Annotated in this window: 19 protein-coding genes, 1 tRNA gene and 2 pseudogenes; 6 read left to right on the top strand and 16 right to left on the bottom strand. The window is 60.1% G+C overall.

From position 1 onward, the window contains the following. Positions 1–728: 728 nt before the first annotated feature. Complete coding sequence (locus tag HB777_33635) at positions 729–3,416, top strand: EAL domain-containing protein (protein ID QND68411.1); 2,688 nt, start codon at positions 729–731, stop codon at positions 3,414–3,416. A 615-nt stretch (positions 3,417–4,031) separates the two neighbouring features. Here HB777_33635 and HB777_33630 read toward each other — a convergent pair. After that, positions 4,032–5,348: an integrase family protein gene (locus tag HB777_33630; GenBank protein ID QND68410.1), complete on the bottom strand. Its 1,317-nt coding sequence runs from the start codon at positions 5,346–5,348 to the stop codon at positions 4,032–4,034. Positions 5,349–5,501: 153 nt separating this feature from the next. On the opposite strand from HB777_33630, the gene HB777_33625 reads away from it, so the two are divergent. Then, a tRNA-Arg gene (locus tag HB777_33625) sits at positions 5,502–5,571 on the top strand. A gap of 238 nt (positions 5,572–5,809) precedes the next feature. Here the strand turns inward: HB777_33625 and HB777_33620 are convergent. From HB777_33620 to HB777_33605, 4 genes are all read right to left on the bottom strand, one after another. Further along, a complete protein-coding gene (locus tag HB777_33620; protein QND68409.1) occupies positions 5,810–7,057 on the bottom strand; it encodes a hypothetical protein in 1,248 nt (415 codons plus the stop codon). 224 nt (positions 7,058–7,281) lie between these two features. After that, entirely contained in the window at positions 7,282–8,922 is a 1,641-nt protein-coding gene (locus HB777_33615) for an IS66 family transposase (GenBank protein ID QND68408.1), read from the bottom strand. Positions 8,923–8,998: 76 nt separating this feature from the next. Further along, positions 8,999–9,343 carry an IS66 family insertion sequence element accessory protein TnpB gene (gene tnpB, locus HB777_33610; GenBank protein QND68407.1) on the bottom strand — a complete coding sequence of 115 codons (345 nt, stop codon included), beginning with the start codon at positions 9,341–9,343 and terminating at the stop codon, positions 8,999–9,001. Further along, positions 9,340–9,726 (bottom strand): transposase, encoded by a 387-nt coding sequence (locus HB777_33605; protein ID QND68406.1) that lies wholly within the window; start codon positions 9,724–9,726, stop codon positions 9,340–9,342. The genes tnpB and HB777_33605 overlap by 4 nt, the downstream gene beginning before the upstream one ends. Positions 9,727–9,914: 188 nt before the next feature. On the opposite strand from HB777_33605, the gene HB777_33600 reads away from it, so the two are divergent. After that, the gene (locus HB777_33600) at positions 9,915–10,202 is read left to right on the top strand and encodes a hypothetical protein (GenBank protein QND68405.1); all 288 of its coding nucleotides are present in this window, start codon (positions 9,915–9,917) and stop codon (positions 10,200–10,202) included. Positions 10,203–10,472: 270 nt separating this feature from the next. Here HB777_33600 and HB777_33595 read toward each other — a convergent pair. From HB777_33595 to HB777_33585, 3 genes and pseudogenes are all read right to left on the bottom strand, one after another. After that, positions 10,473–10,976 (bottom strand): annotated as a pseudogene (locus HB777_33595) (mechanosensitive ion channel). Positions 10,977–11,127: 151 nt separating this feature from the next. Continuing rightward, complete coding sequence (locus tag HB777_33590) at positions 11,128–12,471, bottom strand: IS1380 family transposase (protein ID QND68404.1); 1,344 nt, start codon at positions 12,469–12,471, stop codon at positions 11,128–11,130. A 122-nt stretch (positions 12,472–12,593) separates the two neighbouring features. After that, positions 12,594–13,325 (bottom strand): annotated as a pseudogene (locus tag HB777_33585) (mechanosensitive ion channel). Positions 13,326–13,780: 455 nt separating this feature from the next. Between HB777_33585 and HB777_33580 the strand changes: the two are divergent. Next, a complete protein-coding gene (locus tag HB777_33580; GenBank protein ID QND68996.1) occupies positions 13,781–14,419 on the top strand; it encodes an ankyrin repeat domain-containing protein in 639 nt (212 codons plus the stop codon). A gap of 59 nt (positions 14,420–14,478) precedes the next feature. Then, positions 14,479–14,958 (top strand): hypothetical protein, encoded by a 480-nt coding sequence (locus tag HB777_33575; protein QND68995.1) that lies wholly within the window; start codon positions 14,479–14,481, stop codon positions 14,956–14,958. 1,376 nt (positions 14,959–16,334) lie between these two features. Here the strand turns inward: HB777_33575 and HB777_33570 are convergent. The 3 genes from HB777_33570 to HB777_33560 form a co-directional block, all read right to left on the bottom strand. After that, on the bottom strand, positions 16,335–17,144 hold the full coding sequence (locus HB777_33570; GenBank protein QND68403.1) for an adenylate/guanylate cyclase domain-containing protein: 810 nt from the start codon (positions 17,142–17,144) through the stop codon (positions 16,335–16,337). A 790-nt stretch (positions 17,145–17,934) separates the two neighbouring features. After that, positions 17,935–18,885 carry a glyoxylate/hydroxypyruvate reductase A gene (locus HB777_33565; protein QND68402.1) on the bottom strand — a complete coding sequence of 317 codons (951 nt, stop codon included), beginning with the start codon at positions 18,883–18,885 and terminating at the stop codon, positions 17,935–17,937. A 32-nt stretch (positions 18,886–18,917) separates the two neighbouring features. Continuing rightward, positions 18,918–19,172, bottom strand: a complete 255-nt coding sequence (locus tag HB777_33560; protein ID QND68401.1) for a hypothetical protein — start codon at positions 19,170–19,172, stop codon at positions 18,918–18,920. A 651-nt stretch (positions 19,173–19,823) separates the two neighbouring features. Between HB777_33560 and HB777_33555 the strand changes: the two genes are divergently transcribed. Next, positions 19,824–20,420, top strand: coding sequence for a cytochrome b (locus tag HB777_33555; protein QND68400.1), 597 nt, complete (start codon positions 19,824–19,826; stop codon positions 20,418–20,420). Here the strand turns inward: HB777_33555 and HB777_33550 are convergent. The 5 genes from HB777_33550 to HB777_33530 all read right to left on the bottom strand — a co-directional run bounded on the left by HB777_33550 (position 20,403) and on the right by HB777_33530 (position 24,981). Further along, on the bottom strand, positions 20,403–20,837 hold the full coding sequence (locus HB777_33550) for a DedA family protein (GenBank protein QND68399.1): 435 nt from the start codon (positions 20,835–20,837) through the stop codon (positions 20,403–20,405). The two genes, HB777_33555 and HB777_33550, sit on opposite strands and share 18 nt — an antisense overlap. 6 nt (positions 20,838–20,843) lie before the next feature. Beyond that, the gene (locus HB777_33545) at positions 20,844–22,352 is read right to left on the bottom strand and encodes a multicopper oxidase family protein (GenBank protein QND68398.1); all 1,509 of its coding nucleotides are present in this window, start codon (positions 22,350–22,352) and stop codon (positions 20,844–20,846) included. A gap of 204 nt (positions 22,353–22,556) precedes the next feature. Next, positions 22,557–22,910, bottom strand: coding sequence for a cupin domain-containing protein (locus HB777_33540; GenBank protein QND68397.1), 354 nt, complete (start codon positions 22,908–22,910; stop codon positions 22,557–22,559). Positions 22,911–23,044: 134 nt separating this feature from the next. Further along, the gene (locus tag HB777_33535) at positions 23,045–23,938 is read right to left on the bottom strand and encodes a sugar phosphate isomerase/epimerase (protein ID QND68396.1); all 894 of its coding nucleotides are present in this window, start codon (positions 23,936–23,938) and stop codon (positions 23,045–23,047) included. Positions 23,939–24,042: 104 nt separating this feature from the next. After that, entirely contained in the window at positions 24,043–24,981 is a 939-nt protein-coding gene (locus tag HB777_33530; GenBank protein ID QND68395.1) for an ABC transporter substrate-binding protein, read from the bottom strand. Positions 24,982–25,010: the final 29 nt, after the last annotated feature.

Raw genomic sequence — 25,010 nt, 5'->3', positions numbered from 1 at the left:
GGTCCGTGGTGATGATTTCTGATTGCACCCGATTGAGTTCGCTCATTTGTTTTTGCCTTTACTCGCCATACCAACCTACAGTATAGGCATAGGTTCCAGGACAAACCTAAGTTGCTTCACTCGATCAGCGCCACAGGGCTCAATCTGAGGCGGCAGCGGCAGGCGGCTGGACGTTCGCAAGAAGAGCTGGCTGACCGCGTGGAAGCCAAATGGCATCTATATCAGTGCGTTGGAACGCAGCGTCTACGGCGACAATCGACCTCGTCGACAAGTGGCAAAATTCTCGGGATCGAGGCCGCGGACCTTCTAACGCGACCTCCATTGCGCACTAGAAAGTAGAGAAACCGATCCCTTGTATCTTGTAGGGCAGTTGCCTCGCTAGCCAGTTGAGGCCAACGAATGGCCGCCGTATTTGTAATCGGCAATACGCTGAGGCTCCGCATTGGCACCGTCAATTTCGGCCAAGATGCTGGGCCGCGCATCAGCTTTGGCGGCGACCCTAGTCCCGATGAGGCACTAAGCCCGACCGGCCGTCGCCCAGTCGCATCGCCGGGCGGCGAGAGCTTACTTTTCAGGAGCATGGCGTTTATTTGCAGGCATATGGCTCTAGTGGCCTCAATCATTGAGGCCGATTCATCTGCGATTAGTACATTTAAGAGTAGCCTTCGCAACTTCAGTTCACAACTTCCTCTTTGCTTTCTCCAAGCACCAAACCGGAGGAGCTCTGTTTGGTCACGAAATCATCCGCGAAAGCCGCCGAAGCGCCGGATTCGCCCGGTCTAGCCGCACTGGCAAAACTGGCGACTGCTTCCTACCAAACTCTTGAGCATGAGTTTGGAGCTAGGATCGCCGAACTCGAAGGCCAGGCGCTTCGATTATCCACGCTGATCGACAACATCTCGCAAGGCATCTGCTTTTTTGACGCCGATGAACGGCTGATATTGTCCAACCGACGTTATGCGCAGATCTATCGCATTGCACCCGAGCAAATGGGGCCGGGTCTGACGCTCGGTGAGATTGTGGAACGACGTGTCGCCGCCGGAACATCCGCTATGTCAGCCGACGACTATCTCGCATTGGCCCGGACGGTCAATTCGGGCACCGCGTCGAGAACATGGACGACCAGCCTAGCAGATGGGCGGACAATTCAGGTTTGTCACCAACCTATGTCCGACGGCGGTTGGGTCTCAACGCACGAGGACATCACCGAACTTGCCACCAAACGCCAGATCGTCGACGAGCGCATCTCGCTGCAAACGTTGATCGACTGGGTGCCCGACTATCTCTGGGTCAAGGATACGCAAAGCCGTTTCGTCGTGGTGAACAGCGCCCTTGCAGCCGACAGTGGCCGCGTCAAGACCAGCGATATGATCGGCTTGACCGATTTTGATCTGCATGCTCCGGAACTGGCCCAAAAATTCCGCCTCATCGAGCAGAATGTCCTCAACAGCGGGCAGCCGATGATCGACGAGGAAGAGTATGTTGTCGATGCGTCGGGCGCCGGCAAATGGCTCTCGTCGACCAAGGTGCCGTTGCGCAATGTCCAGAATGAGATATTCGGCCTGGTCGGCATTGCTCACGACATCACCGCCCGCAAACAAGCGGACATCCTTCGAAACGGACAGGCGCAAATCCTGGAAATGATCGCGATGAGTGCTCCGCTTGAAGATGTGCTCGATAGTCTCATGCGCCTCGTGGAATCCCAGTTGAGCGGGATATTCGGTTCCGTCTTGCTGCTCGACAAAGACGGCATCCACTTGCGGCACGGCGCCGCGCCGAGCCTGGCGAAAGACTATACCGTTCTCATCGACGGGATCGCCATCGGTCCCAAGGTAGGGTCCTGTGGGACCGCCGTTGATCGGCGGGAACCGGTCATTGTCGCCGACATCCTGCAGAATCCCCTATGGGAAGATTACCGCGAGCTGGTGGCGCCCTACGGCTATCGTTCGTGCTGGTCGACCCCGATCCTGTCGCATCAAGGTGCCGTGTTGGGTGTCTTTGCGATGTATTCGATGACGGTGCGTGAACCGGCCGAAGCAGAGACCCGATTGATTGATTTCACGACCCGCATCGCCGGAATCGCGATCGAGCGCAAATTGGCTGAAGATCAGATCCACTTCATGGCCAATCATGATGTGCTTACCGGACTTCCCAATCGCGCCTTGCTGGAGGACCGGCTATCTCAAGCGATCCTGTACGCGCAGCGATACGATCGCTGGGTGACAGTGGTGTTCATCGATCTGGACAATTTCAAACTCGTTAATGACACGCTGGGCCATAATGCCGGAGACGAACTGCTGAAGGCTGTCGCCGGCCGCATGGTCGAATGCGTAAGGGCGACCGATACCGTGGTGCGGCTTGGCGGCGATGAATTTGTCATCGTTCTGTTCGACCAGCCTACGAATGTCGATCTCATTTCGGAGACCTTGCAAATGATCCGGGCAGCGATTGCAGCGCCGGTTCATATCGGAGAGCATCACCTGAGGACGACGGCCAGCATCGGCATTGCAAACTATCCCAAGGATGGGACGAGCCCGGATAGGCTCCTGGCCAATGCCGATGCGGCCCTGTATCGAGCGAAAGAATTCGGCCGCGACAATTTCCAGTTCTACGCTCCCGAATTCAACACCAGGGCGCATGAAAAATTCGTGCTTCAGGAGGAATTGCGAAACGCCGTGGCCCGCTCGGAATTCGTCTTGCTTTATCAGCCGCAAGTCGATCTTCGCTCGGGGCGCGTCTTTGCGGTAGAAGCGCTAATACGCTGGAACCATCCGACATTAGGCATGGTAGCACCGATGACGTTCATCCCGACGGCCGAGGAGACAGGTCTGATCGTGCCGATCGGCGACTGGGTCCTGCACGAAGCCTGTCGACAAAACAAGGCCTGGCAGGATGCGGGTCTGCCGCCGATGACCGTTTGCGTCAATGTGTCGGCACGGCAGTTCAAGGAAAAGAACCTGGTCGGACGTGTCGTCAATGCACTTACGGAGAGCGGCCTGGAGGCAAGCTATCTTGAGCTGGAGTTGACCGAGAGCCTCATCATGCAAGACATCGACCTGGCGGTCGCGACGATGAACGAACTGCAACATCTCGGCGTTCAGATATCGATCGACGATTTCGGAACGGGCTACTCCAGCCTCAGCGCACTCAAGAGATTTCCGGTTGCCCGGCTGAAGATCGATAAATCGTTCATCAACGACGTCGCCGAAGACGAAAACGATCAAGCTGTTGCGAGCGCCGTGATTTCGTTGGGTCAAAAGTTGAACATGAGGGTTATCGCCGAAGGCGTAGAAACCGACGATCAAATCGCCTTCCTGCTCAAAAACAATTGCGATGAAATGCAGGGCTATCATTTCAGCAAACCGGTCTCCGCACGGGATATAGAGAAATTGCTCAACGTGCCCGGCAACTCCTAGTCAGTCCTGAACCTGCGCTGCAATGAAGCACGTGCACCCGCAATGTCGCCTGAGCACGCGATGAGATTGTCGGCACCCTTATGAGGTCGTGACACCTGACATGTCTCCAAAGCAGCTTATGAAGGCGGCTAAGAAAGCCCGCCCAAAGGCCGCGAGGAAAGACACCGCGCCGCCGACCCCGTTGCGGGACATCGATCGCCAAGGAGTCGCCAAAAGTTGCCCACGGGGCCCCGGTCAGATTATGATCGATGATGAGCGAAAAAAAGATGATCTGAAGCGAGAGATTGACAGAGCGGTGACTCAGCTACGTGAGTGCGAGACCGCTATGCGCCTTGGCGAAAGCAGTCGCGCGCACGACATTGTTCGGGACACGATTGTTAGGCTGGAGCAACTGCTCCATGACGCCCGACGCCCCCCTCACACATGATGACGGTCTCCCTGTCGGACCGATGGTGAAGGCCCGCCCCCGGTGCCCACGTCGAGCAAGCATCAGCGCGAATATCAGCGGGTGTCCGCGCGTGAGCGCTACTGCAAACCGTGCGATCGTGGCCACCACATTGAGGCTATTCTGATTGAAACGCCCTCCCGACTCGACCTCAAACATGTTTGAAGCCGCTATTCCTTCGCGCTCACCAGATCAGAAAACACGCGCCTGCTTGGAAGTGCAGGCCAAGCGCAACCTAGGGGTTTCGCGGCCTTCTGGCGCGACCGACCGGCCTCCATCATCCGCCGTGAAATGGCTTCCTGCTGCTGGCGCAGGTGGTCGCTCAGCAGCTTGTTGCGGGTGATGTAGCCTGCATTAACGCCCGGGATGGAGTGATTCATCAGAAGGTGAACGTCCAGCTCCGCAACGCCCGCAGTTTGGGCGATTGTGCGGAAAGTCTGCCGCAAATCATTGCCCCATTTCGACAGATCGCAACGCTTTTCCTTGTGCTCGATAATGTGACCGCTTTTGCTTTCGGCCGGGAAGAGCCATTCACGCGATTGCTCGCTATAGAGAGCCCTACCGATGCGCATGACACGAACCAGACAGCGGATCATGGCTCGGGAAAGCGGGATATCGAATGCCTTGACCTCGCCCCCCTTCGGCTTGGGTATGTGCAAGACACGCGCGCGAAAGTCGACATGCTCGACCCGCGCCTTCCTGATCGCTTCCGGGCGATGGCCTGACAGCAGCATGAACAGATGGAGCTCCCGACGAACTGGGTTCTTCAATGCTGCGAGTTGAGTGAACCAGTCCTCGAGATCCGAAAGCCCGAGCGCGGTATTGCGCCGATGTTCGGCATTCCAGTCTATGGCTGAAACCGGGTTGTCGGCAGGGAGTGTGCGGGCGACCTTGCGAGCATGGTTGTAGACGGCGCGCAGCGTTCGCATGCAGCCATTGGCGATATAGGCACCGTTCTCCTTTGAGAGTTTCTCGTGTCGCACAGTCACGAGGGACGGATCGTTACCCAGCTTGGAAACCGGCTCGTCGAGCCAATCGACCAATAGCCGCTCAATGTGATCGCGATAGTTGTTGATCGTCCCATCGCTTCGGCCTTTGTTCTTCATATGCCCGTCGCGATAGCGCTCCCAGGCAGTGCGCAGCGTGGGGTTCGTGATAGACGGCAGATCAACCGCTTCAGCATCTCCGTCCCGCTTGCGCGTCGACGCGCGAGGGTCAACGCCGTTGGCGATCTTGCCGAGAATGTCCTTAGCCTTCGCCCGCGCCGCGCGCGTTGTGAGTTCTCCAACCTCGGCAACCTTCATTCGGACGGAAAGACGCTTCCCCGCCTTCATTCGATCACCTTGGACAACGAACGTCTTTTTCCGTTTGCCCACGAGCACCATGAAACCCGGCAGATCGGTGTCGCGAGCAAAATATTGCCCTGAGGATGCCAGATCAAGGCTTGCGATGGCTCGGTCTGTAAGGGGGAGTCGAAGGTCTGTCATGAGATTAGTACGGGATTAGTACGACAATTGCGCTCTGTTAGATCAGACTCGATCTGTTGGTTTGTCCACGCTACCATAGCCGCGCAGTGCGAAAACTACAACAGCTTGAGCATGTTAGCACGATACAAATCGTATAACGACCGGCATTGGGAAAGGACAGGAAAGGCCGTCTGACAAATTCCTAATCTGTAGGTCACAGGTTCGATTCCTGTCGGGATCACCATTCAGTCACAGGTAGATATAGCCCATATCCGCTGGCTCGAAATTCGGCGGACTTATCCGAGAGTTAGCCGCAGCAGTCTCCGAACGGTCGGGCTGAGCCGCGCAATCCGTCTCTGTTTCCGCCGAGTTTTGAAGGTCCGTCTCTGTGACTGGCTTTCCGTGCCCTATTGTTTTCGTGACTGATGCAGGGGATCGCCTATGTCTCTCGCCGGATGGAGCTGGGTAGATTTGGGCTGTGACTAAAAGCCTAGGAGGGGGCGTTGCCGGTTCCAATCAACCGGAAGATCGGCGATCCGAGCGAGCCGCCGGGCGGTTAGACTGACAGGTTGGTTGCCCGCCAAGATGTCGCCCACGATCGCCGGAGAGAGGAAGGCCAACGGCAATGCCTTGCTTAGGTCAGCGCGATGGACACCGGTAGCTTTCGAGAGTCCAGAGATGCTTCGAGCCGATCCATTTGTGAGCGCCGACAGCATCGAGTGCGACCTAGCCAGCAGGTTGACGAGGCTCGGGTCAGGAGCTTTTTCGCGCGTTGGCTGATTTCCAATGATCAAGCGCGCCTCATTTCCACGCCTCTGAACCTGGTATGCGATGGTGATTTTGTGAGTCTCTGCCGCGGTGACAGGTCGTTGGGAGTTTGTAGAATCGGATTGTCCGTTGCCGCCCTGTGATCTTAGGATCACACTCACCAAAGCAGCAGGGTTGATTGCGAGCTCAATCGTCTGGGACGAAAGCGTTATCCTCAGGATCGCGCTTTTGACGATCGATCTACGCTTTGCACTACATCCTGGCGAGTCGCTCAAGAACCCGTCCGCCTTGTTCAACCCGCTCGCGATCGCCTCCTTAGAGGCGTATCGCTGGATCCATTCAGCCAGCAGTGATTTGCCTTTGAGCAAAGCAATTAGCTGCTGATCGACGAACGCTTCCAGTTCGTCGGCTGGAACTCGCCAGCAGGTATCGTCTTTGCGCCTTGCGACCTTCAGCCGGTTGGAGATGTAGTAGCGGTAGCGTTTGCCGTGATTGTTCGCATAGGCAGGGCTCAATCTGTCGCCTGTCTCATCGAAGAGGAGGCCCGTAAGCAGATGCAGGTCCGGGGCATTCGATCGGGAACGGCGTTTCGGCCCTTGCTCCTTCAACAGTGCCTGAACCGATGCAAACAATTCCGCGTCTACGATCGGCTCATGAGCGCCTTCGTAGCATGTGTTTTTGTGACGAGCCTGGCCGATGTAAACGGGGTTTGAAAGCAGGTGATAGAGTCGTCCGCGACTGACCCGGGCTCGAAGCGGCGTGGACCCGTCCACCGTTTGGCTTTGATTAAGCTCATCGGCCAAGGCCAGCACTGACTTCAATTCCAGATAACGCTGGAATATCGACCGGACGATTGTCGCTGCCGCTTCATCAACCACCAGCTTCTTATCAACTGCACAGTAGCCGAGCGGAACGGTACCGCCCAAGGGACGAAAACGCGATATGGCTATGCTGGCATCCATATGTTCGAGCGCACGTCCAGCCTTAGGCGCCCATCGAAGTCGCAGAACATCATTACGGAACAGCGATAAGCGGATCGGACGCCGGGCAGCAGACGTGCTCGGCCGAAGAATCTAGCGATTAGACTAGACAGTGATCGGTCGGGTCCTAAGCCAATTTCCGCCTGTCGCGCTCCACGTTATTGCAAGACGTTCAAATTTGAGCTTCCGCACTCATGCGTAAGCGGTCAGCCGATAACGTCAGGCCTAAAGTTCCAAGGCATGAGCATTTCGATTTCGGATGCCGGCCAGCCTTGAGCGATGCGGGTCAAGGTCTGCGAGAGCCAGTCGAGCGGATCGACGCTGTTCATTTTGCAGGTTTGCAGCAAGGTGGCTACCGTCGCCCAGGTTCGTCCACCGCCGTGGCTGCCGGCGAATAGACTATTCTTTCGCGTGATCGTCTGGGGCCTGATTGCACGCTCGACGATATTGGAGTCGATTTCGATGCGACCGTCCATCAGAAAGCGTTCCAGCGCCTCCCGCCGGGTGAGCGCGTAGCGGATCGCCTCGGCGGTCTTGGATTTTCCGGAGACCTTGCCCAGTTCCGCTTCCCATAGATCGAAGAGGCTCGCGACAATGGCCACGGACTTTTCCTGACGCAGCGCGGCGCGGCTTCCGGCATCCTTGCCGCGAACCTCGTCCTCGACCTTCCACAATTCGGTCATGGCGATGATCGAATCCGTCGCGGCCTGCGAGACCCCGCTGATGTGCAGGTCGTAGAATTTGCGCCGCAGGTGAGCCCAGCACCCGGCGAGCCGGATTGTTTCATTGCTGCCGGCTTTGGCCCGTGCCTTGACCAGGTTGGTATAGGCCGAGTAGCCATCCACTTGCAGGATACCGCTGAATCCGGCGAGGTGGCGCGCCACGCAATCCGCACCTCTGCTGTCTTCAAAACGATAGGCAACCATTGGCGGACTGGTTCCGCCATAGGGTCGGTCATCCCGTGCGTAGGCCCACAACCAGGCTTTCGTGGTTTTCCCGGAACCAGGGGCAAGGGTGGGCAAGGTCGTCTCGTCGGCGAAGACCCTTTCGCCCTCCTTGATGCGCTCCAGTATGTAATCAGCAAGCATCTGCAGCTCGAAGCCCAGATGCCCCATCCATTGCGCCATCAACGACCGGCTGATCTCGACGCCGTCGCGCAGATAGATCGCCTCCTGCCGATAAAGCGGGAGGCCGTCGGCGTATTTGGAGACGGCGATATAGGCGAGCAGCCGCTCCGTCGGCAGGCCGCTTTCGATGATGTGCGCCGGCGCCAGAGCCTGGACCACGCCGTCACGGCCCCGGAAGGCGTATTTGGGACGGCGCGTGACGATGACCTGGAACTTCGGCGGCACGACGTCCAGCCGCTCGGATCGATCCTCGCCGATCAGAACCTTTTCAAGCCCCTCGCAGTCGGCCGGGATTTCCGGCTCGACGACCTCCTCGATGCGTTCGAGGTGGGCAGCAAAGCCCTTGCGCGGACGCGGGGCGCGCTTCGGCTTGTTCCCGACCGCGCGGTCGAGTTCGCTCCGGATTTCCGAAAGGCCGGTCTCGACCTCTTCGAAGGCAAAGGAGGCCTGCTCGTCGTCGATGGCCAGGCGTAGCCGCTCGGAACGCGTGCCATGTTGCGTGCGCTGTAAAACTTTCAGGATTGACGTGAGATTGGCGATCCGCTCGCTGGCGCTTTTCTCGACAGCTTTCAGCCGGGCGACCTCCGCCTCAGATGCTGCGATCCGAGCGTCGGCGACTGCGATCCGGGCCTCGCTTGCAGCCTGCTCGCGAGCCATGGAAAGGATCATCGCCTTCAGCGCATCAACGTCGTCGGGAAGGGCAAGACCCGGTAGAACCATGGCAAGCAACAGAGCACAAAAACAGCCGCTTTCCCAACCGTTCCAGCCGCATGATTCATCTTGCCGCAGGCCGGTTTCAGCCCGTCGATAACGGCCGCCTGACCCTGGCCGGACGAATCTTTTTCCAGTCCAGTCCGGCCAGAAGCGCCATCAACTGGGCGTGGTCGAGACGCATGCGCGCGGCCGATATCCCCGGCCAGCAGAAGCTGTGATCTTCCAGAGTCTTCGAATAAAGACAAACCCCGCTGCCGTCCCACCACACGATGCGAACCCGGTCCGCACGCTTCGAACGGAATACGTGAAGTGCCCCCGAGAATGGGTCCAGGCCGCCATCCCTGACCAGCGCCATCAAAGATGCCGCGCCCTTGCGGAAGTCGACCGGCTGGCACGACACGTAAACCACCACACCGGAAGCGATCATGCCTTACGAACCGCGCGGATGATCCTCGCCAGGCGATCGGGATCGACATCGCCGCCGGCGCGCACCACTGCGTCGCCAATGACGATTTCCACCGTGTCGCTGCCCACCGCTTCAAAGCGCGTGAACTTCGCCGGCTTGCTCGCTCCCTCCGTCAGTGGCGCAACCATGCCCGACGAAAGCGCCTTGCGGCGCCACGCATAGAGCTGCGAGGGGTCCAGCCCCTCGGAACGCGCAACCGCCGAGACATTGCCCCCTGGCGAGAACGCTTCGGCGACAAGCCGTGCCTTCTCTTCGTCCGACCGATGGCGCGGCTTGCGTCGGGACGGCACAGGCTCCGCCGTCAAAATCTCGAATGTTCGATGATGGCTCATACTGTCGCTCATAGGATTCTCCGCATGATTCATGCTGAAAATGAGCGATCAACCGCCTGCACGCTACGTGGGGATGCCTACGCGCTTACACTCATGCTTTGTCGAGAGTATCTCCTGTAGTCATTTAGACCTTCTGCGCCGCGAGGTCCCGCCGTTCTGAATGGCCGTCGGCGACGATGACGAAGAAATAGGAGAACGCAATGACTCGCAGTCATGTTGAACGTCTTGATGAGTTCAGGGAAATCCTGGTCGCGACTCGACGCGAAGGAGTCCGTAACGTGCACCATACTCGCGACGCAATGCGGGCAAGTGGCTTTCAGATCGGGGACAGCGACGGCTCCAGCTACGGAGCCGAGCTGAAGGCGCTCCAAGAGGAAATTGAGGCAGTCGATCGCGCCATCGAAGACGAGAAGCGGCTGGCCCTGGCCCTCGAGAGCGCCGCCCAATCCCGACGACCGACCAAACCGAGAATCGTGAAAGGGGCATAGATTCAGATACGGCTCTTGGCGCCCGTCGATCGCCTTCGGCACCCTGCCGATCAGGACAATGCCGGCCGGGTGCGTGCATCGATAGGCGCGTGTCGCTCACGGACGAACGCGGATGATCGCCTTTCCATTCAAACTGTGGTCGCGCGTCTGCGCGCGAGCGGCGCGGCGGGCGGCGGCCGCGAGGTGATCCGCAGCTGAGAAAGGAGATCGCGGCATCTTGGAGCCAGCGTGCGTAGCAACCGCTGGCGCGATCATGACTAGCCGGTATGCTCACGCAGATGCCCCGAAATTAGATGTCAGTGGCTTTGGGACGGCCTGAATGCTGTGTTCCTGAAATGCTTGGTGTACTGCGGTCAACGCGGCGCGGCGGATCAATATGTGTTTGCCTGCTTTCGCCTTGAATTTGGCCCGGATGACCAATGTGCCGTCCTCAAGTTCGGCAATTCCCTGGCTCTTGAACGGCTCGAGCAGATCTCCGGCAAGTTCCGGATTGTCCGAAATATCCTGGCCGATCTTCTTGAAAATCTTGCGGACTTTCTCGACATCGGTGTTCAATGCAACGCGAAAGGTCAGTTTCTCGATCATCCAGTCGCGGCTGAAATTCTGGATCTTGCCAATCTGGCCATAGGGAATTGTCGCCAAGGCACCGCGCTGATGGCGTAGCGAAACCGACCGGACCGAGATTTTCTCTACGGTCCCTTTGGCGCCTGACGTTTCGATATATTCGCCAAAGCGGAACGCATCGTCGATCAGGAAAAACAACCCGGAGACTAGCCCGTCCTATTCACGAGCGGCCTGGTTCCTTGCCGCTTGGCGTTCGGTCATGAAGGTGTGAGGCGTCTTTTTCACCGCAGCTGAGACTGGACTTTGGAACGCGCTGGAGGGTCAAGGTATCGGGTTCGGTGGGGCTTTGATGCCCCGGCGCTCATGGCCCTGCGGGCTGCAGCGTGATGGCGATCGTTCGGAACAGACTTGCTTCGGGACAGGCGGCGGCGAAGGCCAGACGGATGCGCGAGACGGTTTCGGTGACGCGGGCGCCGAGCTTGAGAAGCCTGAGCCGCAGTGTAGAGAACTCGGCGTTGCACAGATGATGGGTCGTGGGCACTGCCTCGCGCAGGGTGAGCATCAACCAGTATGCGGCGGTGTGCAGGACGAGACGGACCTGGTTGGCAATCGGTGAGCGGCAGCTGGTGCGGTCGGAGGCGAGCTGGCTCTTGTGCATCTTGATCAGGTTTTCGGCCTGGCCGCGGGCGCAGTAGATCACATCGTAGACATGCTCGGCGGAGCCTTTGTCGAGATTGGTGACGACGAAGCGGATGTCGAGGCCGAGGGTGGTTGCCTCGATGCGGGCGCAGGCGCGGCGTTCCGTCCTCCAGGATTTCGCCTTGTATCGGGTCTCGGCATAGCCGCGCAGCACCGGCTTCTGCTCGAGCGCGCGGCGGGTGCGGATATCGTCGGCGGCTTCATCAACGAGACGCTGGAGAACCTTGTTGCCGGGCAATCCGAAGAGGTAGTCGACCGCATTGTCCTCGCACCATGCCATGACTTGCGCCCGGCCATAGTGGCCATCGCCGCGGATCAGAATGCGGGTGGTCGGCCAGCGGGCGCGGATGCGCCGGACAAGCCGGCGCAGATGGCCGCGGATCTCCTTGCCCGCCGGGGTCCTGCCAGGACGCAGGATCATGGCGACCGGGCGTCCTGTCGCGGCGTCGTAGATGTGGATCGGCAGGAAGCAACGCTCGTCGTAATGGGCGTTGAACAGCGAGAGCTGCTGATGGCCGTGAACGACATCCACCGTGTCGTCGATGTCGAGCGTGACGCTTTTGGGCGGCGCGGCATAGCTCGACAGCCACAGATCGACCAGCACCCAGCCGAGCCGGATGACGGTGCGCAGGTCGGGCAGGTTCTCGAGGCGCGAGCATGTCGGCTGCGAGCACAGATCAATCCCGCTGTCGGGCAGCCGCCCGCAGGCGAGCTTGAAGGCCGGGTCGGTGCGCAGCCGGTCGAGATCGTTGGCATCCTCGTAGCCGCATGCGATCGCAAAGATGCGGGCGCGCACAATGTCGGCCATGGCGTGCGTCACCCGCGCTGGATCGCGCGGATCGTGGATCGCGGCGGCCAGCCTGTCGGCCAGTTGCAGGCGTCGCTCGGCCGCTGCCAAAAGCATGACGCCACCATCCGAGGTGATGCGTCCGCCGTCAAACGCAGCTGTGATCTTCTTGCGTCCAACGGCTGGAAATGAGAGCGGCAGCAACGTATCATCGGTCATGGCGGGTGTGGCTCGCGAGAGGCGGTGGCAGGGTTGGCTTAGACAACCGAATCCTACGCTAAATCAATCGCTTAGGCTACATCCGCCAACCTCTCAGACGCAACGTCGTGCATAAGACGGGCTAGGTCCTTCACCAGCGTCTGCGAACCGAAGCCAATGGCAAGTCCGAACACACTCAGGCCGGCGATCAGCGGCCAGACATTGACCCCGATCGACACCAGGATCGAGAGCAGCGCCAAGGCCACAATGCTCGATTTGCCGATCGCGCTGAGCAGCGGCACCAGCGTGCCCAGCCGTGAGCGCGGTGCACCCACCTCCTCGTCGACACCCGCTGCGGGTAACTCCGCGCGCATGGCGCGAGCCGTCCCCGTGCCTACCACGTTCCACATAAACGCCGCCCCCAACATGATCAGCGCCACACCGGATGCGCCCTTGACGACCTCTCGCAGATCTATGCCGAACCCGGCAGCCAGCGGTGTCGCCCATAGTGTTCCCAGCATGGCAATCATGATAGCCACGACGGCGAAGCGGGCGGTCTGTCGCCCTGCCGCTGCCAAGATCGAGATGTCAGGGGACTCCAATCCGCGCTGCGCCCAGTTCCCGATCATTGCGTCGAGATGCGGCGCGGCGAGAAACATCAAGGTGGTCAGCAGAACGGCCGATCCACGAAGCGATGCTCCCAGGGTTAGCGCGGGCTGAGTGCTGAGCAAGGTGATTGTCAGGAACGCGATCACGATTGCCGGCCATATTTTGGCGAGACGGGTGCGCCAGCGGCTTCTGGGGCGCGGACCGGCGGCGGCGGCTGCCATGGTGCGTCTGTGCCTCCATACCACCCATGCAAACAGAAGGTAGATAACTGCGAGACGCTCGGCGCCCTCGACTGTTCAAACCCCGTTCAAAGACCGTTTTAGAGCCGTTTTAGGATTTGGCGTTTTGAATGAGTGCAATAATTGCACTCATTCACGAGCCATAGAGCTGGCTGTTCCAGCCGTACGACGGTTTGGAAACACGAGAAGAAGCCAAACCGGACGGTGGTGATTCGCAGTTCTGGCCCCCGAGATTTTTCCAAAGTCGCCATTCCAACACCCAGAGAGATCTACCCGGCATGCAGCGGAACGGTGGGGCAACTGGGAGTGGATCTCGCGTTCCGGCACCTCCGGGAAGAAGCTCAGCCGCCGACTCGCGCACAATCTGGACACCCTATGGCTCCGCTGCGCCAAATGTATTAGACTGATCTTATACACGTCCATCCGCGGGCGAGCGCCCGGAGGGTTAGACGATGACGGTCTACAGGCGATTGTTGCTGCCGATGGCCTTCCCGATCCGGGTCAGGCTTTTCGAAACCGGTTGGCTTCTGCTTGTCAGTCGGGCTCTGGTCGTTGCTTTCATTTCTTGGTTTGCCGTCGGTGCGGTGACGGCCGGGCCGCTCAACGACGCTGCTCGGGAGGGCGATGCCAGAAAGGTTGCCGAACTCTTGGCACAAGGCGCCAATGTGAACGATCGCGACGAGAGCCGTCAGACCCCGCTAATCGATGCGGCGCTTGCCGGCAAGACCGAGGTCTCCATTGCGTTGATCGGGGCCAAGGCGGACATCGAAGCCCGCAACGATCGTGGCTTCACCGCGCTACATGCGGCAGCCTACTCAGGAAGCCTGGACATCGCAAAATTGCTGCTCGACCACGGGGCCGAGGTCGACGCGTTGAGCACGCACAAGATCACGCCGCTGCATGTGGCAGCAGAGGAGAACCAGACGGCCATCGCGGAACTGTTGCTCGCGCACGGCGCACAGCTAGAGGCAATCCAGGAATACGGGTACACGCCTCTCAGCCGCGCGACATTTTTTCAGAGCGCCGACGTGATGGTCTTGCTCAAGAAGCACGGCGCAAAATGCCAACCTAGGGAGACGATGGGGTCGTCGTATAAGGTGTGCATCGCGCTCGGCAACTGACATCGAGAAGGTTACGGGAGAGGAACATGACAGAGAACCGTTCCAAGACGTTTGACAGCATGCTTTGCGCGGGACTGGCCGCCGCGTCTCTCCTGCTCTTCGGCACTGGGGTATCCTACGCTGGCGACGGAGTGAACACCGGATACTTCGGCAACGTCGCCATACTTGGCTACGATCCGGTGGCATATTTCACAGATGGTCGCGCGACGATGGGTTCGCCCAAGATCTCGAAGAAGTGGCTCGGAGCGACCTGGTATTTCGCCAGCGTCCAACATCGTGATGCCTTCATTTCCCAGCCGGTGCGCTACGCTCCTCAGTTCGGCGGCTTCTGCACGGGTGGAATGTCCGCGAAGGAGGCATCGGCGAACCTTGACCCGGAAGCCTTCCGCATTGTCGATGGCAAGCTCTTCCTTTTCTCTGGGAAGGAGGGCTTGGAGGAGGATTTCGATGCCAACCCGGCCCCTGTCATTGCGAAGGCGGAAGCCCAATGGCCGGCGGTGGCGGCGAATGAATTCAAGGCCCGAGAGGCAGCCAATTAGCTCAGGCGCGAGGTTGCGAGCCCGCGAGTTGCATGGAGCCCGTCACCGAGACACCGAGAAATACCAGACGGAAACGGAGTCCGGCCAAACATATTCGTCCTGCGTCTCGTTGCTCCCTTGGGGATTGCGATAGACCGGGGCGCAGAACTTGCGGCCGAGCAAGGTTGCGGTGGATTGCGTGCAGAAGAGGTTGCCATCCACGCTGAACGCGCCGGTGATGATGCTGCTTTGCGAACTCAGGGCGAAATCTCCATCTGCACTCAGCTCCATGACGAACGTCGCACCATTGTGTTGACGTCCGACCCATGTCCGATCACCTGTTAGGGCTCGTATCGCGGAGGCATCCAGGCGGTCCTCCGCCCGCCCGCGAAAATCGAAGCTCCGCTCGGGAATCCCGGCGGCGCGAAGGGCGTCCAGCCGGTGATCGAGGTCCTCTTCGCGCCGATGGTGGGCGTAAACGACACGATAAGCAGCGAGGTTCTGCTCGGGTACCTTGTTCAGGATTGCTGCAGCCGCATCGTGCGCCTCGGCCATGCGGCCAAGCCGTGCATTTGCCATGGCAAGCGTCTCGAGGCCGATATCGCTGCGCTCCTCCGACGGAACTTCGCTCAGCGCCTGCAGTGCCTTCTCGTATTGATGGTTCATGTAGAGCACGAAGCCGTAATAGTCGAAGACTTGGGCGCGTGGCTTTGGGTCGAGCTGCAACACACGTCCCATCGCCGCCAGCGCCTCCGGGTTCTGTCCCGCGTAGGTCAGCACGATCGCCAGGTTGAGCTCCGCCTGCGCGCCGTTCGGGTCGAGCCCGACGGCTTTCTTGACGGACGCGAGCGCCTCGTCGATTTCGCCATCCAGCATCTGCAGGATGCCGAGAACTGCATAGGCGCGCGAGGACTGGGGATTGAGCTCCAGTGCCCGCCCCGCTGCTTCATAGGCGCGCTGGCGGGCGACGGCGCTGAGCATGACCGTCTGGAAATCAAAGCCGAGCACGTCCACGGTGGCCCGAGCATAGCCCGAATAGGCGTCCGCGAACACAGGATCGAGCTTGATGGCCTTTTTATAGAGGGACAGAGCCTCACCGAGAGACCTGAAGTCGACCGCGTATGCTTTCTGCTCGGCGCGGGTGTAGAAATCGTACGCTTCGAGATTTCGGGTCGGCAGGCGGTTGATCTGGTCCTTTTCGCCTTCCGTCAGGCGCACCGAGAGAGCGTCGACGATGCGTCCGATCACTTCGTCCTGAAGGGCAAATATCTTGGAGTAATCGCGGTCATAGCGCTCGGCCCAGATGTTGCTCCCCGTTTTGGCATCGATGAGCTGAACATTGATCCGGACTGCGTCGCCCTCCCGGCGGACACTGCCCTCGACCACGTAGCGGACGTTCAACTGTTCCGCGATCTTGTCGATATCGAGGGATCGATCGTTGAAGGAGAACGCGGAGTTGCGTGCGATGACGAGGAGCCCCGAGATCTTCGAGAGATCGGTGATGAGATCGTCTGCGAGCCCTTCCGCAAAATAATCCTGGCCTGCCTTCTCGCTAAGATCGGTAAACGGTAGCACGGCGATGGAGGGCTTGCCGACCGACGAACCGACCGGGGGGAACCGTGACCGGGCAGCAGGGCAATCGCTTGCGGCCAGAGCATCACCGCAATCCCCGCTATCAGAGCCAAAACGAGCACCGTGGCGCCGATCACAGGCCATCGCCGAGAGCGCGACTTATTGGCTCCTGCGGTCTGTTCCAGCAGAACCCGATAGGCGCGGACCCGCTCCGGAATGTTCTTGAGACGCCGTTCGCCGAGCGACTTGAAGGTCAGGCCGAGCTTGTTGTGAGCCTGATCGTAGGCCGTTCCCGAGATGACGATGCCGCCAGGATCGCTCAGTCCTTCCAGCCGGGCCGCGATGTTGACGCCGTCGCCGTAGAAATCGTCCTTGTCGATGATGACGTCACCAAGGTTGATCCCGATACGGAACACTAGCTGGGTATCTTCGGGAAGACCGAGGTTCTGCTGCGCGGCGACCCGTTGGATTTCGACGGCGCAGGCTACCGCATCGACGACGCTCTCGAACGCGACCAGAGCACCGTCGCCCATGAGCTTTACGATGCGGCCATGGTACCCTTCGATCGACGGTTCGATGAGTTCGCGCCGGAGCGCCTTGAGCCGCGAGAGGGTGCCAGTCTCGTCCAGCCCCATCAGCCGGCTGTACCCCACCACGTCGGCGGCGAGGATAGCGACTAGCTTCCGTTCAAGATGTTGGGCCTGCTCCACAGCGCATGACTATAGGGAAAGCTCCATGGCAAGACCATATGCGCGGTCAAGGAGCCGGAACCTGGGATGCGGCACGTCGCGCACTAAGCCAAGTCTTTGAAAACGCCCAGTGCGGGAAACCTTTGCGCTAAATCGTGTACCACACAGGTTTTGTGAAGCATTACAGGGATCGCGAACGCGGATCCGATATCGCCGATCTCGAGCAGGCCGGCGTCACACCGCTGGGTTCACGCGGAACAGAGCGTCAAGGGCATGCTTTTGCTACATAAGGCCGGAAACCGCCCTGGCCCGGTCCGGCCGGACTCGGAGCATTTGAGAGGTTCGACAGGGCCACGAGCATGCCAAAGACGGCCAGCCGCTTCATCGGATGCTCCCCAGCACGCTTTTTAAGGCCGGCCGGATCGCAGAAGCGCCGGGAATATCCGGCCGGAACACCACCTCCTAGGCAGGTATCAGGACGGCAATGCGATGGATGCCGACCACCTTGCTCGTGTTCGTCGCCGTCGGTCTTGCCCTTGGAACACGTATACATGTCGCCTTCCTTGAGCTTGAATTCCTTATGGGACCGGCCCCTCCAGGCTTGCCGTCCCCCTAATGCCCCGTATGCGGAGGTATCCACTCGGCTGCCCATGCAATAGCCGGGTGACGCACGCGCTGATGTCCGCACTTCATGAATATCGGAACCTGCTAAAGTGGGTAAAGACGCTACTTCGATTCAATAACCCCGTTCTAGGTCGATCCTATTGGACAGAGGCTCTCCTCTAGCGACTTGACCGCAGAGATCGACGGCCTGGTCGATTCCAGAATCCACCCAGAAGCTCGCGACATGAGGTGTGATGGTCACCCTGGGATGAGTCCACAACGGCGATGAAGCCTCCAGCGGTTCACGCTCAAACACGTCAAGACAAGCACCAGAAAGCTGACCTTCGTCGAGAGCGCCGATCAGGGCGGCTTCGTTGACATGCGCGCCCCTGCCGACATTCACAAGGTAGGCACCTCGCTTCATTTTTCCAAAGGCACTGGAGTCCAGTATCCCACGAGTGTCACCAGTCAGGGGAAGTGAACAGATAACGTAGTCCCGACTTGTGAGTGCGTCCGCAAGCTGGGCACGGCCAAAGTAACTATGTATACCGGGAAGCGTCTTTTGATGACGAGACCAGACTGCCGTGTCGTATCCCAAGTCCGCAAACAGCTTTGCGGCCCAGCCACCGATCCGGCCCGCACCCAGCACAACAATTCTTGTCTCGGAGATCTTCCGCGGCGCGATCGGATTCCAAAGCTTGCGGGCTTGCAGGCTCATGTAATCCGCAACATGCCGTTGCTGGCAGAGAACGCGAAGGACGATGTACTGCGCCACTTCCGAAGCCTGCTCACGCGTTGCGAGCCTGATGAGCGGAACACTCTCGGGAAAGCTCTGAAGATCAATCCCCTCGACACCGGCCCCCAAATAGACGACGGCGCTTAGCCCCGTCATGGCGTCAAAAAAGCCAGGACTGGCGCCCTTGTCGATCAGCACGATATCTATGTCACTTTTGTTTCCGGCGTCTGGCCAAAGCCTGAACTCCAGCTGCGGCACACGGGTTTTCAGCTCAGCAGCCCATACTTGTGCATCAATGTAGTCAGGATACTCATTGACCATCAGAACGGTAATGGACTCGCCGAACACTTCGCCCCTCGCAGATTCAGGTAATTAGGCATTCACCGCGATGAAACACCATCGTCTCGACGCAGTGGTTTAACGGGGCTGGCGGGCTCCGGTTTTGCGTCCGTGCTTTCAGTCGAACGCTGATAGAAAAGCCCGAAAGCCAGGAGGAAATACCCGACCTGCAAAATAATCAACGTAAGTGCGGTCCAGACGAGCGCCTTCCAGACGGACCCCGCTGCTATGTAGGTCCAGATCGCCACCACGGCCGACGTGGTGAACATCCCAACCAAGAACCGCGGAAGATGCATCGTGCTCATTACCTGGGGCAGAGTAAGTAATAACTAATTTAGCAATCGCTTACGTTATATGTCGAGTTGTTTTTGGAAATGATCCTCGCGGGCTGGAATGAACCCCTGCCCTTCATAGTGCGACAATCACATCCCAGCTAATCGCACCCCGTTTTCGGGAAGGAGCAAACCGTTCCCGACTTTCTTCACTGCGCAACCGCTATAGGACATCCGGTTCCCATCAAACGACAGCGCGTTCCCGGACAACGACAATTCGATCCCACCTAATGACAATCGCACACCGGATAGCGACAACGGATTTCCCTGTTAAATCATCGCCGACGGCAGAATTTGCCTGATACCTGGTCGAATTTCCCTGATAGGTCGTACTGGGAATTTTCCCCTAAATAACTGAAACCGCACGATGATATCGCCCTTCCACACCACGCAAATCGAGCGTTTCGCGTAAATACCCTGTTTTTTGCCTGTTATCAGGGAATATCAAACGGAGACTGGTTCGCCTGTGACTGCTCGGTTCACCATGCATTTCAAAGGCTTAGTGAGCCGCCAACCTTTTTGCGAAATTGGGTTCGTTGGAGTGGACGAAACCATCACGCCCTCCTTCGCGCATTTGACAACGGTCGGGCCTCGGATGTGAAAGAGAATCCTCGCTTGCGCTGGCATTTCGGCATTCGTCTGCTGCATTGGCTGACCGTGATCGCTCTCGCGGCGCAAATCGCCATTGCCTTCGGACCGATGGACGGGCCGGGGATGGCAACGATGAACTGGCTTCCGCTTCACATGTCGGTCGGCGTGACGATCCTTGCCGTCATCGTCCTCAGGCTTTGCTGGCGCATCTTCACCCGGGCCCCTGTCAGGCAAACCTCACGGTTCATGCGGTTTGCGACGGCTTTCTTCCACATGTTTCTCTACGTTGCGATTCTCGCTGTCCTGATAACGGGATGGCTGGGCTATCGGCCAATGCCTTTCATGCCTCCTGCACGGCTTTTCGGAAACTTGCCTGTCCCGTTGGCGCCATCCGTCGGCGCGCTGTCGGCAAGGGGTTTCGCGCTCATCCATGCAAAGCTGGTCTGGATATTGCTCGGATTTGTCGGCGTTCACGCGCTGGCTGCGCTTGTGCATTTCCTGGTGCTTCGCGATGGTGTCATGCGCACCATGTTCTTTGGGCGGCCGGACATCGCTTCGCGGGAAGAGCAAGCGCCACTTGCGGTCGGTGATGAAGCCGGCGGCTCACGCGATCACCCATAATCCTCCCGCAATGATCACCGCATAGCGCGCGGCCTTGCCTATTGCGACAAGAGCAACGAACACGCCAAGGTTCACGCGTGCCGCGCCCGCCGCAAGGGTGAAAGCATCTCCGACAACCGGCAGCCAGGCAAACAGCAGCGTCCATTCGCCAAAGCGTCGGAACGTCCGGCTTGCCTGCTCATAGCGCTCGGGACTTACAGGAAACCAGCGTCTGGTCCGCAACGTCTCAATGCCACGCCCCAGAATCCAGTTCACCACGGAGCCGAGCGTGTTGCCGATCGTGGCGACCGCAAGGAGCAGCCAAGGATCACCGCGGCCCGAGACGATCAGGCCAGCGAGCACCGCCTCCGACGAGACCGGCAGCACGGTTGCGGCGAGGAACGCGCTGATGAACAGCGCGCCATAGAGCGCGCCCACGCCGGACTATGCCTGCACGTCGACAATGCCCATCATACCGAGCTGCTCATGCTCGAGGATGTGGCAGTGATACATCCTCGGCCCTGGCCGGTCTTGCCGCAACAGCAGACGCACCGTCTCTCCGCGCGCGACATTGACGGTGTCTTTCCAGGCGCGATAGGCCGGCTTTGATATGTTGCCACCGCGTTCATGCTCGACCACTTGGAACTGCGTCCCATGCACATGGAATGGATGATCCATGTCCGCCTTGTTGACGATTTCCCAGAGTTCGACCTGTCCAGCCTGGGCGACGACATCGACGCGGTTCATATCGAAGGCGGCGCCGTTGATCAGGAACCCCATCTCCATGCCGTTGGCGTTCATGGCCATGGTTTCGGTGAAGACGAAGCGGCGGCGGACGGCAGGAGCGCCGAGCTGCGCGATCGGCCGCAGCCTGTCGGGCAAGGGCGGGACCGGCCCGGCCGGCGTCTCTGAAACATTGACCGTGAAGAGCGTCAGCCCGGCATCGGCGGGACGTCCAGCGCCCATCCAGCCGCGATCGTATTCGAGCGTGGTAAGCGTGGCCGCGCCGGGCTTGTCGAAAGAGACGACCAGCTCAAGCCGTTCCGCCGGGCTGAGCAGGATGTCGCCGGCTGCCACCGGCGCCTCCAGCAGACCGCCATCCGTTCCGATGATCGTCATCGGCGCGCCGTCGAAGGAGAGCCGCAAGAAGCGCGCGTTGGTCGCATTGTAGAACCGGAAGCGCCGCTTCGCGCCCAAGGGGACGGTCAGTGCAGGATTCTTCTGGCCGTTGACCAGCACATGGTCGCCGACGCGCCCGTTCATCAGGTCCGTCATCGTGTTGTCGGGCAAGGTACCGTCGGCCGCAAGGCGCAGGTCGGTGAACACCAGCACGGTGTCGCCATAGGCGGCCGGGATCGGATCGGCCTTCGGCTTGACCACGAACGCGCCGGCAAGGCCGCGATAGACCTGCTCGGCCGTCTTGCCGTGCGGATGCGGGTGATACCAGTAGGAACCGGCACTGCCTTCCGGCAGGTCGAAGCTGTAGGTGCGATCGGTGCCGGTCGCGACCGGATCCATCGGATTGCCGTCCTGGTCGGCCGGCACCGGCATGCCGTGCCAATGGATGGTGCTCGCCTCGTCCACAATCCGGTTGGCGAAGGTGATCTCAACGCGGTCGCCCTCGACCGCCTCGATCAGCGGCCCCGGGCTGGTGCCGTTGTAGCCGAGGATCGGCGTGTCCAGCCCTTCCGCAAAACGCACCGTGGCGGACCCGGCCGTCAGCCTCGCCTTGAACAGGCCGGGCGTGCCGGCTTCGTTCGCCAGCAGGGGCAATTCGCGAAGTGCTTCTCCTTCCGGCAGCACGGCCGCGCCTTGCGGCTCGGCGCCCATGTCGTGGCCCGCGTGGCCACCCATGTCCATGCCGGGCATGTCGTCCATCTTCATCTGGGCGACGGCACGCCCGCTCACAAGAACCGTCGCAAGACCAGCCGCCAGAAAACCACGTCGATGCATCTGTCGTCTCCTCGATCAGCCATGAACGCCAGGGGCGATCCCAAGAAGACTGCCGAAGCCCAACCAGGTCAATGCGGCGTTTAGGCCGCCTGACCGGCCCAGCATCATGGCCGTTGGAAAGCCGCGTCTAGCAGAGCGGGCAACCATCGCGCCAAAGACCCGCCAGGGGCGCCAACCGACGGCGGCCCACGCAATCAGGCCGCTTCAGCCGACCCTGACGACAAAATGCTTCGTCACCGGCTCGATGATCTTCCAGGTGCCCTTGAAATCGGCTTCCACCACGAAAGCGTCGCCGGCGCCGACTTCAACAGGCGTGCCGCCGTCTGGCGTGATGATGATGCGGCCGGTGATCATGTGCACGAACTCATAGTCGGTGTAGGTCGCGTGGTAGGTGCCGGGCGTCGCCTGCCAGGTGCCCGACAGCACCTTGCCGTCCTCGGTCGTGTGCTGGACGGCGGTTTTCATGGTCGGCTTGCCCTCGACCACGACCCAGCCGGCCAGATCGCCGGCGTCCGCGTTCTCGACGGCGCCGAATTTGAGGATCGTGCTGCGTGTCATGTCCTTGGCTCCGTCTGGTCCGTTGTGCCGGCGTTATGTGCCTGGACGGTCAGATAGCCGATGCCCCTGCCGCGGGCAATGCCGGCGCCATGCGGCGCATGGCGCGCTTGCGCCTCCGGTTCGACGGGCGGGGTCTAGGGTTTGTGTTGTGCCGAGACAAGTTCGGCCTTGCGCCGCGCCGTCTCCAGCCCGAGGCCGATGAAGGCGCGCGCGTGCCTGGCGAGCGCCATATTGTCTGTCCACAGATTGCGCCAGATGGCGGTTTTCTTCGACAGGTTCTCATCGACGATCTCCGACGAGAAGGATTCGAAGCTGAGGTCGTCGCTGTAGCCGATGGCCGTCAGCGCATCGAAGATTGCAGCGAAGTCGATATTACCGGTGCCGAGGAAACCGCGATGGCTCTCGCCGATATGGACGTAGCCGATCTTACTCGCGGCATGGCGGATGGCCAGCCCGACATCGGCTTCCTCGATGTTCATGTGGAAGGTGTCGAGATGCAGGAAGATGTTGTCCGAGCCGGTATCCTCGATGAAGGCCAGCCCTTGCGCGGCGGTGTTGAGCAGGTTGCTTTCGAAGCGGTTGACGATCTCGAGGTTGAGCGTGACGCCGGCCGCCTTGGCCGTCTCGGCGACCTTCGCCAACGTGCCGGCGCTGCGCTGCCATTGATCGCGCGTCGGCGCCAGCGTCTGCAGTCCGTGGCTGGTTGAGAGAATGCCGCCAATCTTCTGGCCGCCAAGATCGCGCGTCAGCGCGACGGTGTCGTTGAGGATCTCGACGCCGCGCGCGGCAATCGCCTTGTCGGAGCTCGAAATGTCGCCATCCCCAGGCAACCCGATGCTGATCGCGACGCCGAGGCCGAGATCGGCGATGCGCCTGGCAAGCCCGCTGATGTCGACATCGGCCGGGTCGAGATAGGAGAATTCGATGAGGTCGAAGCCGGCCTCCCTGGTGTTGGCCAGCGTCCGCTCGAGATCGGCCTGTGCCGAGCTCGCCGACCAGACGAAAGAATGGATTCCAATGCGCGACATCATCGTCTCCCGGCTTCTGCGCAGCATCGGACCCAGAAGCGGAAACCGATGCCTGGACAAAACGTGCGGCCGGGTGATCCCGGCCGCACTCTACTGGTGGAAGTCTAGCGGGCCGCGGTCCAGCCCTTGTAGTCCTTCAGGTTCTCGGCCGTGATCAGCTTCGGGTCGAGCAGCACGATCGGCTCCGCCGGCTTCTTGCCGGCAAGAAGCTCGGCCGCCATCGTCAGCGACTGGCCGGCCATCACATAGGGATCCTGCGAGGCCGAAGCCTTGATCATCGAGGTGCCGGAGGAGAGTTCCTTCTCGATATCGGGCGCGCCGTCGACGGCGGTGAAGATGAACTCCGCGCGATTGAGCTGCTTGGCGGCGAGCTGGGCGCCGATCGCCGTCGGATCGTTGATGGCGAACACCGCATCGATCTTGTCGAAGCGGGTGAGCAGCGACTGGAACACCTTCAGGCCGCCGTCGCGCGAGCCTTCGGCATTCTGGTCGTCGGAGAGGATCTTGATGTCGGGATGCTGCGCCAGCACGTTCTTGCAGCCCTTCACCCGCTCCAGGATCGACGACGATGCCGGGCCGTTGAGGATGACGTAGTCACCCTTGCCGCCGGTATGATCGACCAGGTACTGGCAGGCCTCTTCGCCGGCCTTGACGTTGTTGGTCATCACCGTGACGTCGGCGCCCGGCGCCGAAACGTCGAAAGCGGCAACGACGATGCCTGCGGCTTGCGCCTTCTTCACAGCCGGCGCGATCGCCTTGGCGTCGACGGCATTGAGCATGATCACGTCGACGCCGGCGGCGATGAACGAATCGACCTGCGAGACCTGCTTGTTGAGGTCATAGTCGGCCGATACCGAGGTCACCTCGACCTTCGGATTGATCTTCTTGGCCGCGTCCTCGATGCCCTTGATGGTGGCGACGAAGAAGGGGTTGCCGAGCAGGCCGACCGAGATACCGACCTTGTTGAGGTCCTTGGCCGAAGCAGGCGCGATGGCGAGCGACGCGAGTGCGACGCCGCAGAGCAGTTTGGCGATGGTCTTCATTGCTTTCCTCCGATTGCCCCGCGCCTCTC

Origin of the sequence: Mesorhizobium loti (assembly GCA_014189435.1) — a bacterium.
GTDB lineage: Bacteria > Pseudomonadota > Alphaproteobacteria > Rhizobiales > Rhizobiaceae > Mesorhizobium > Mesorhizobium loti_G.
Note: the sequence above shows the minus strand (reverse complement) of the source record. Positions and strands in the feature narration are given on the sequence as shown.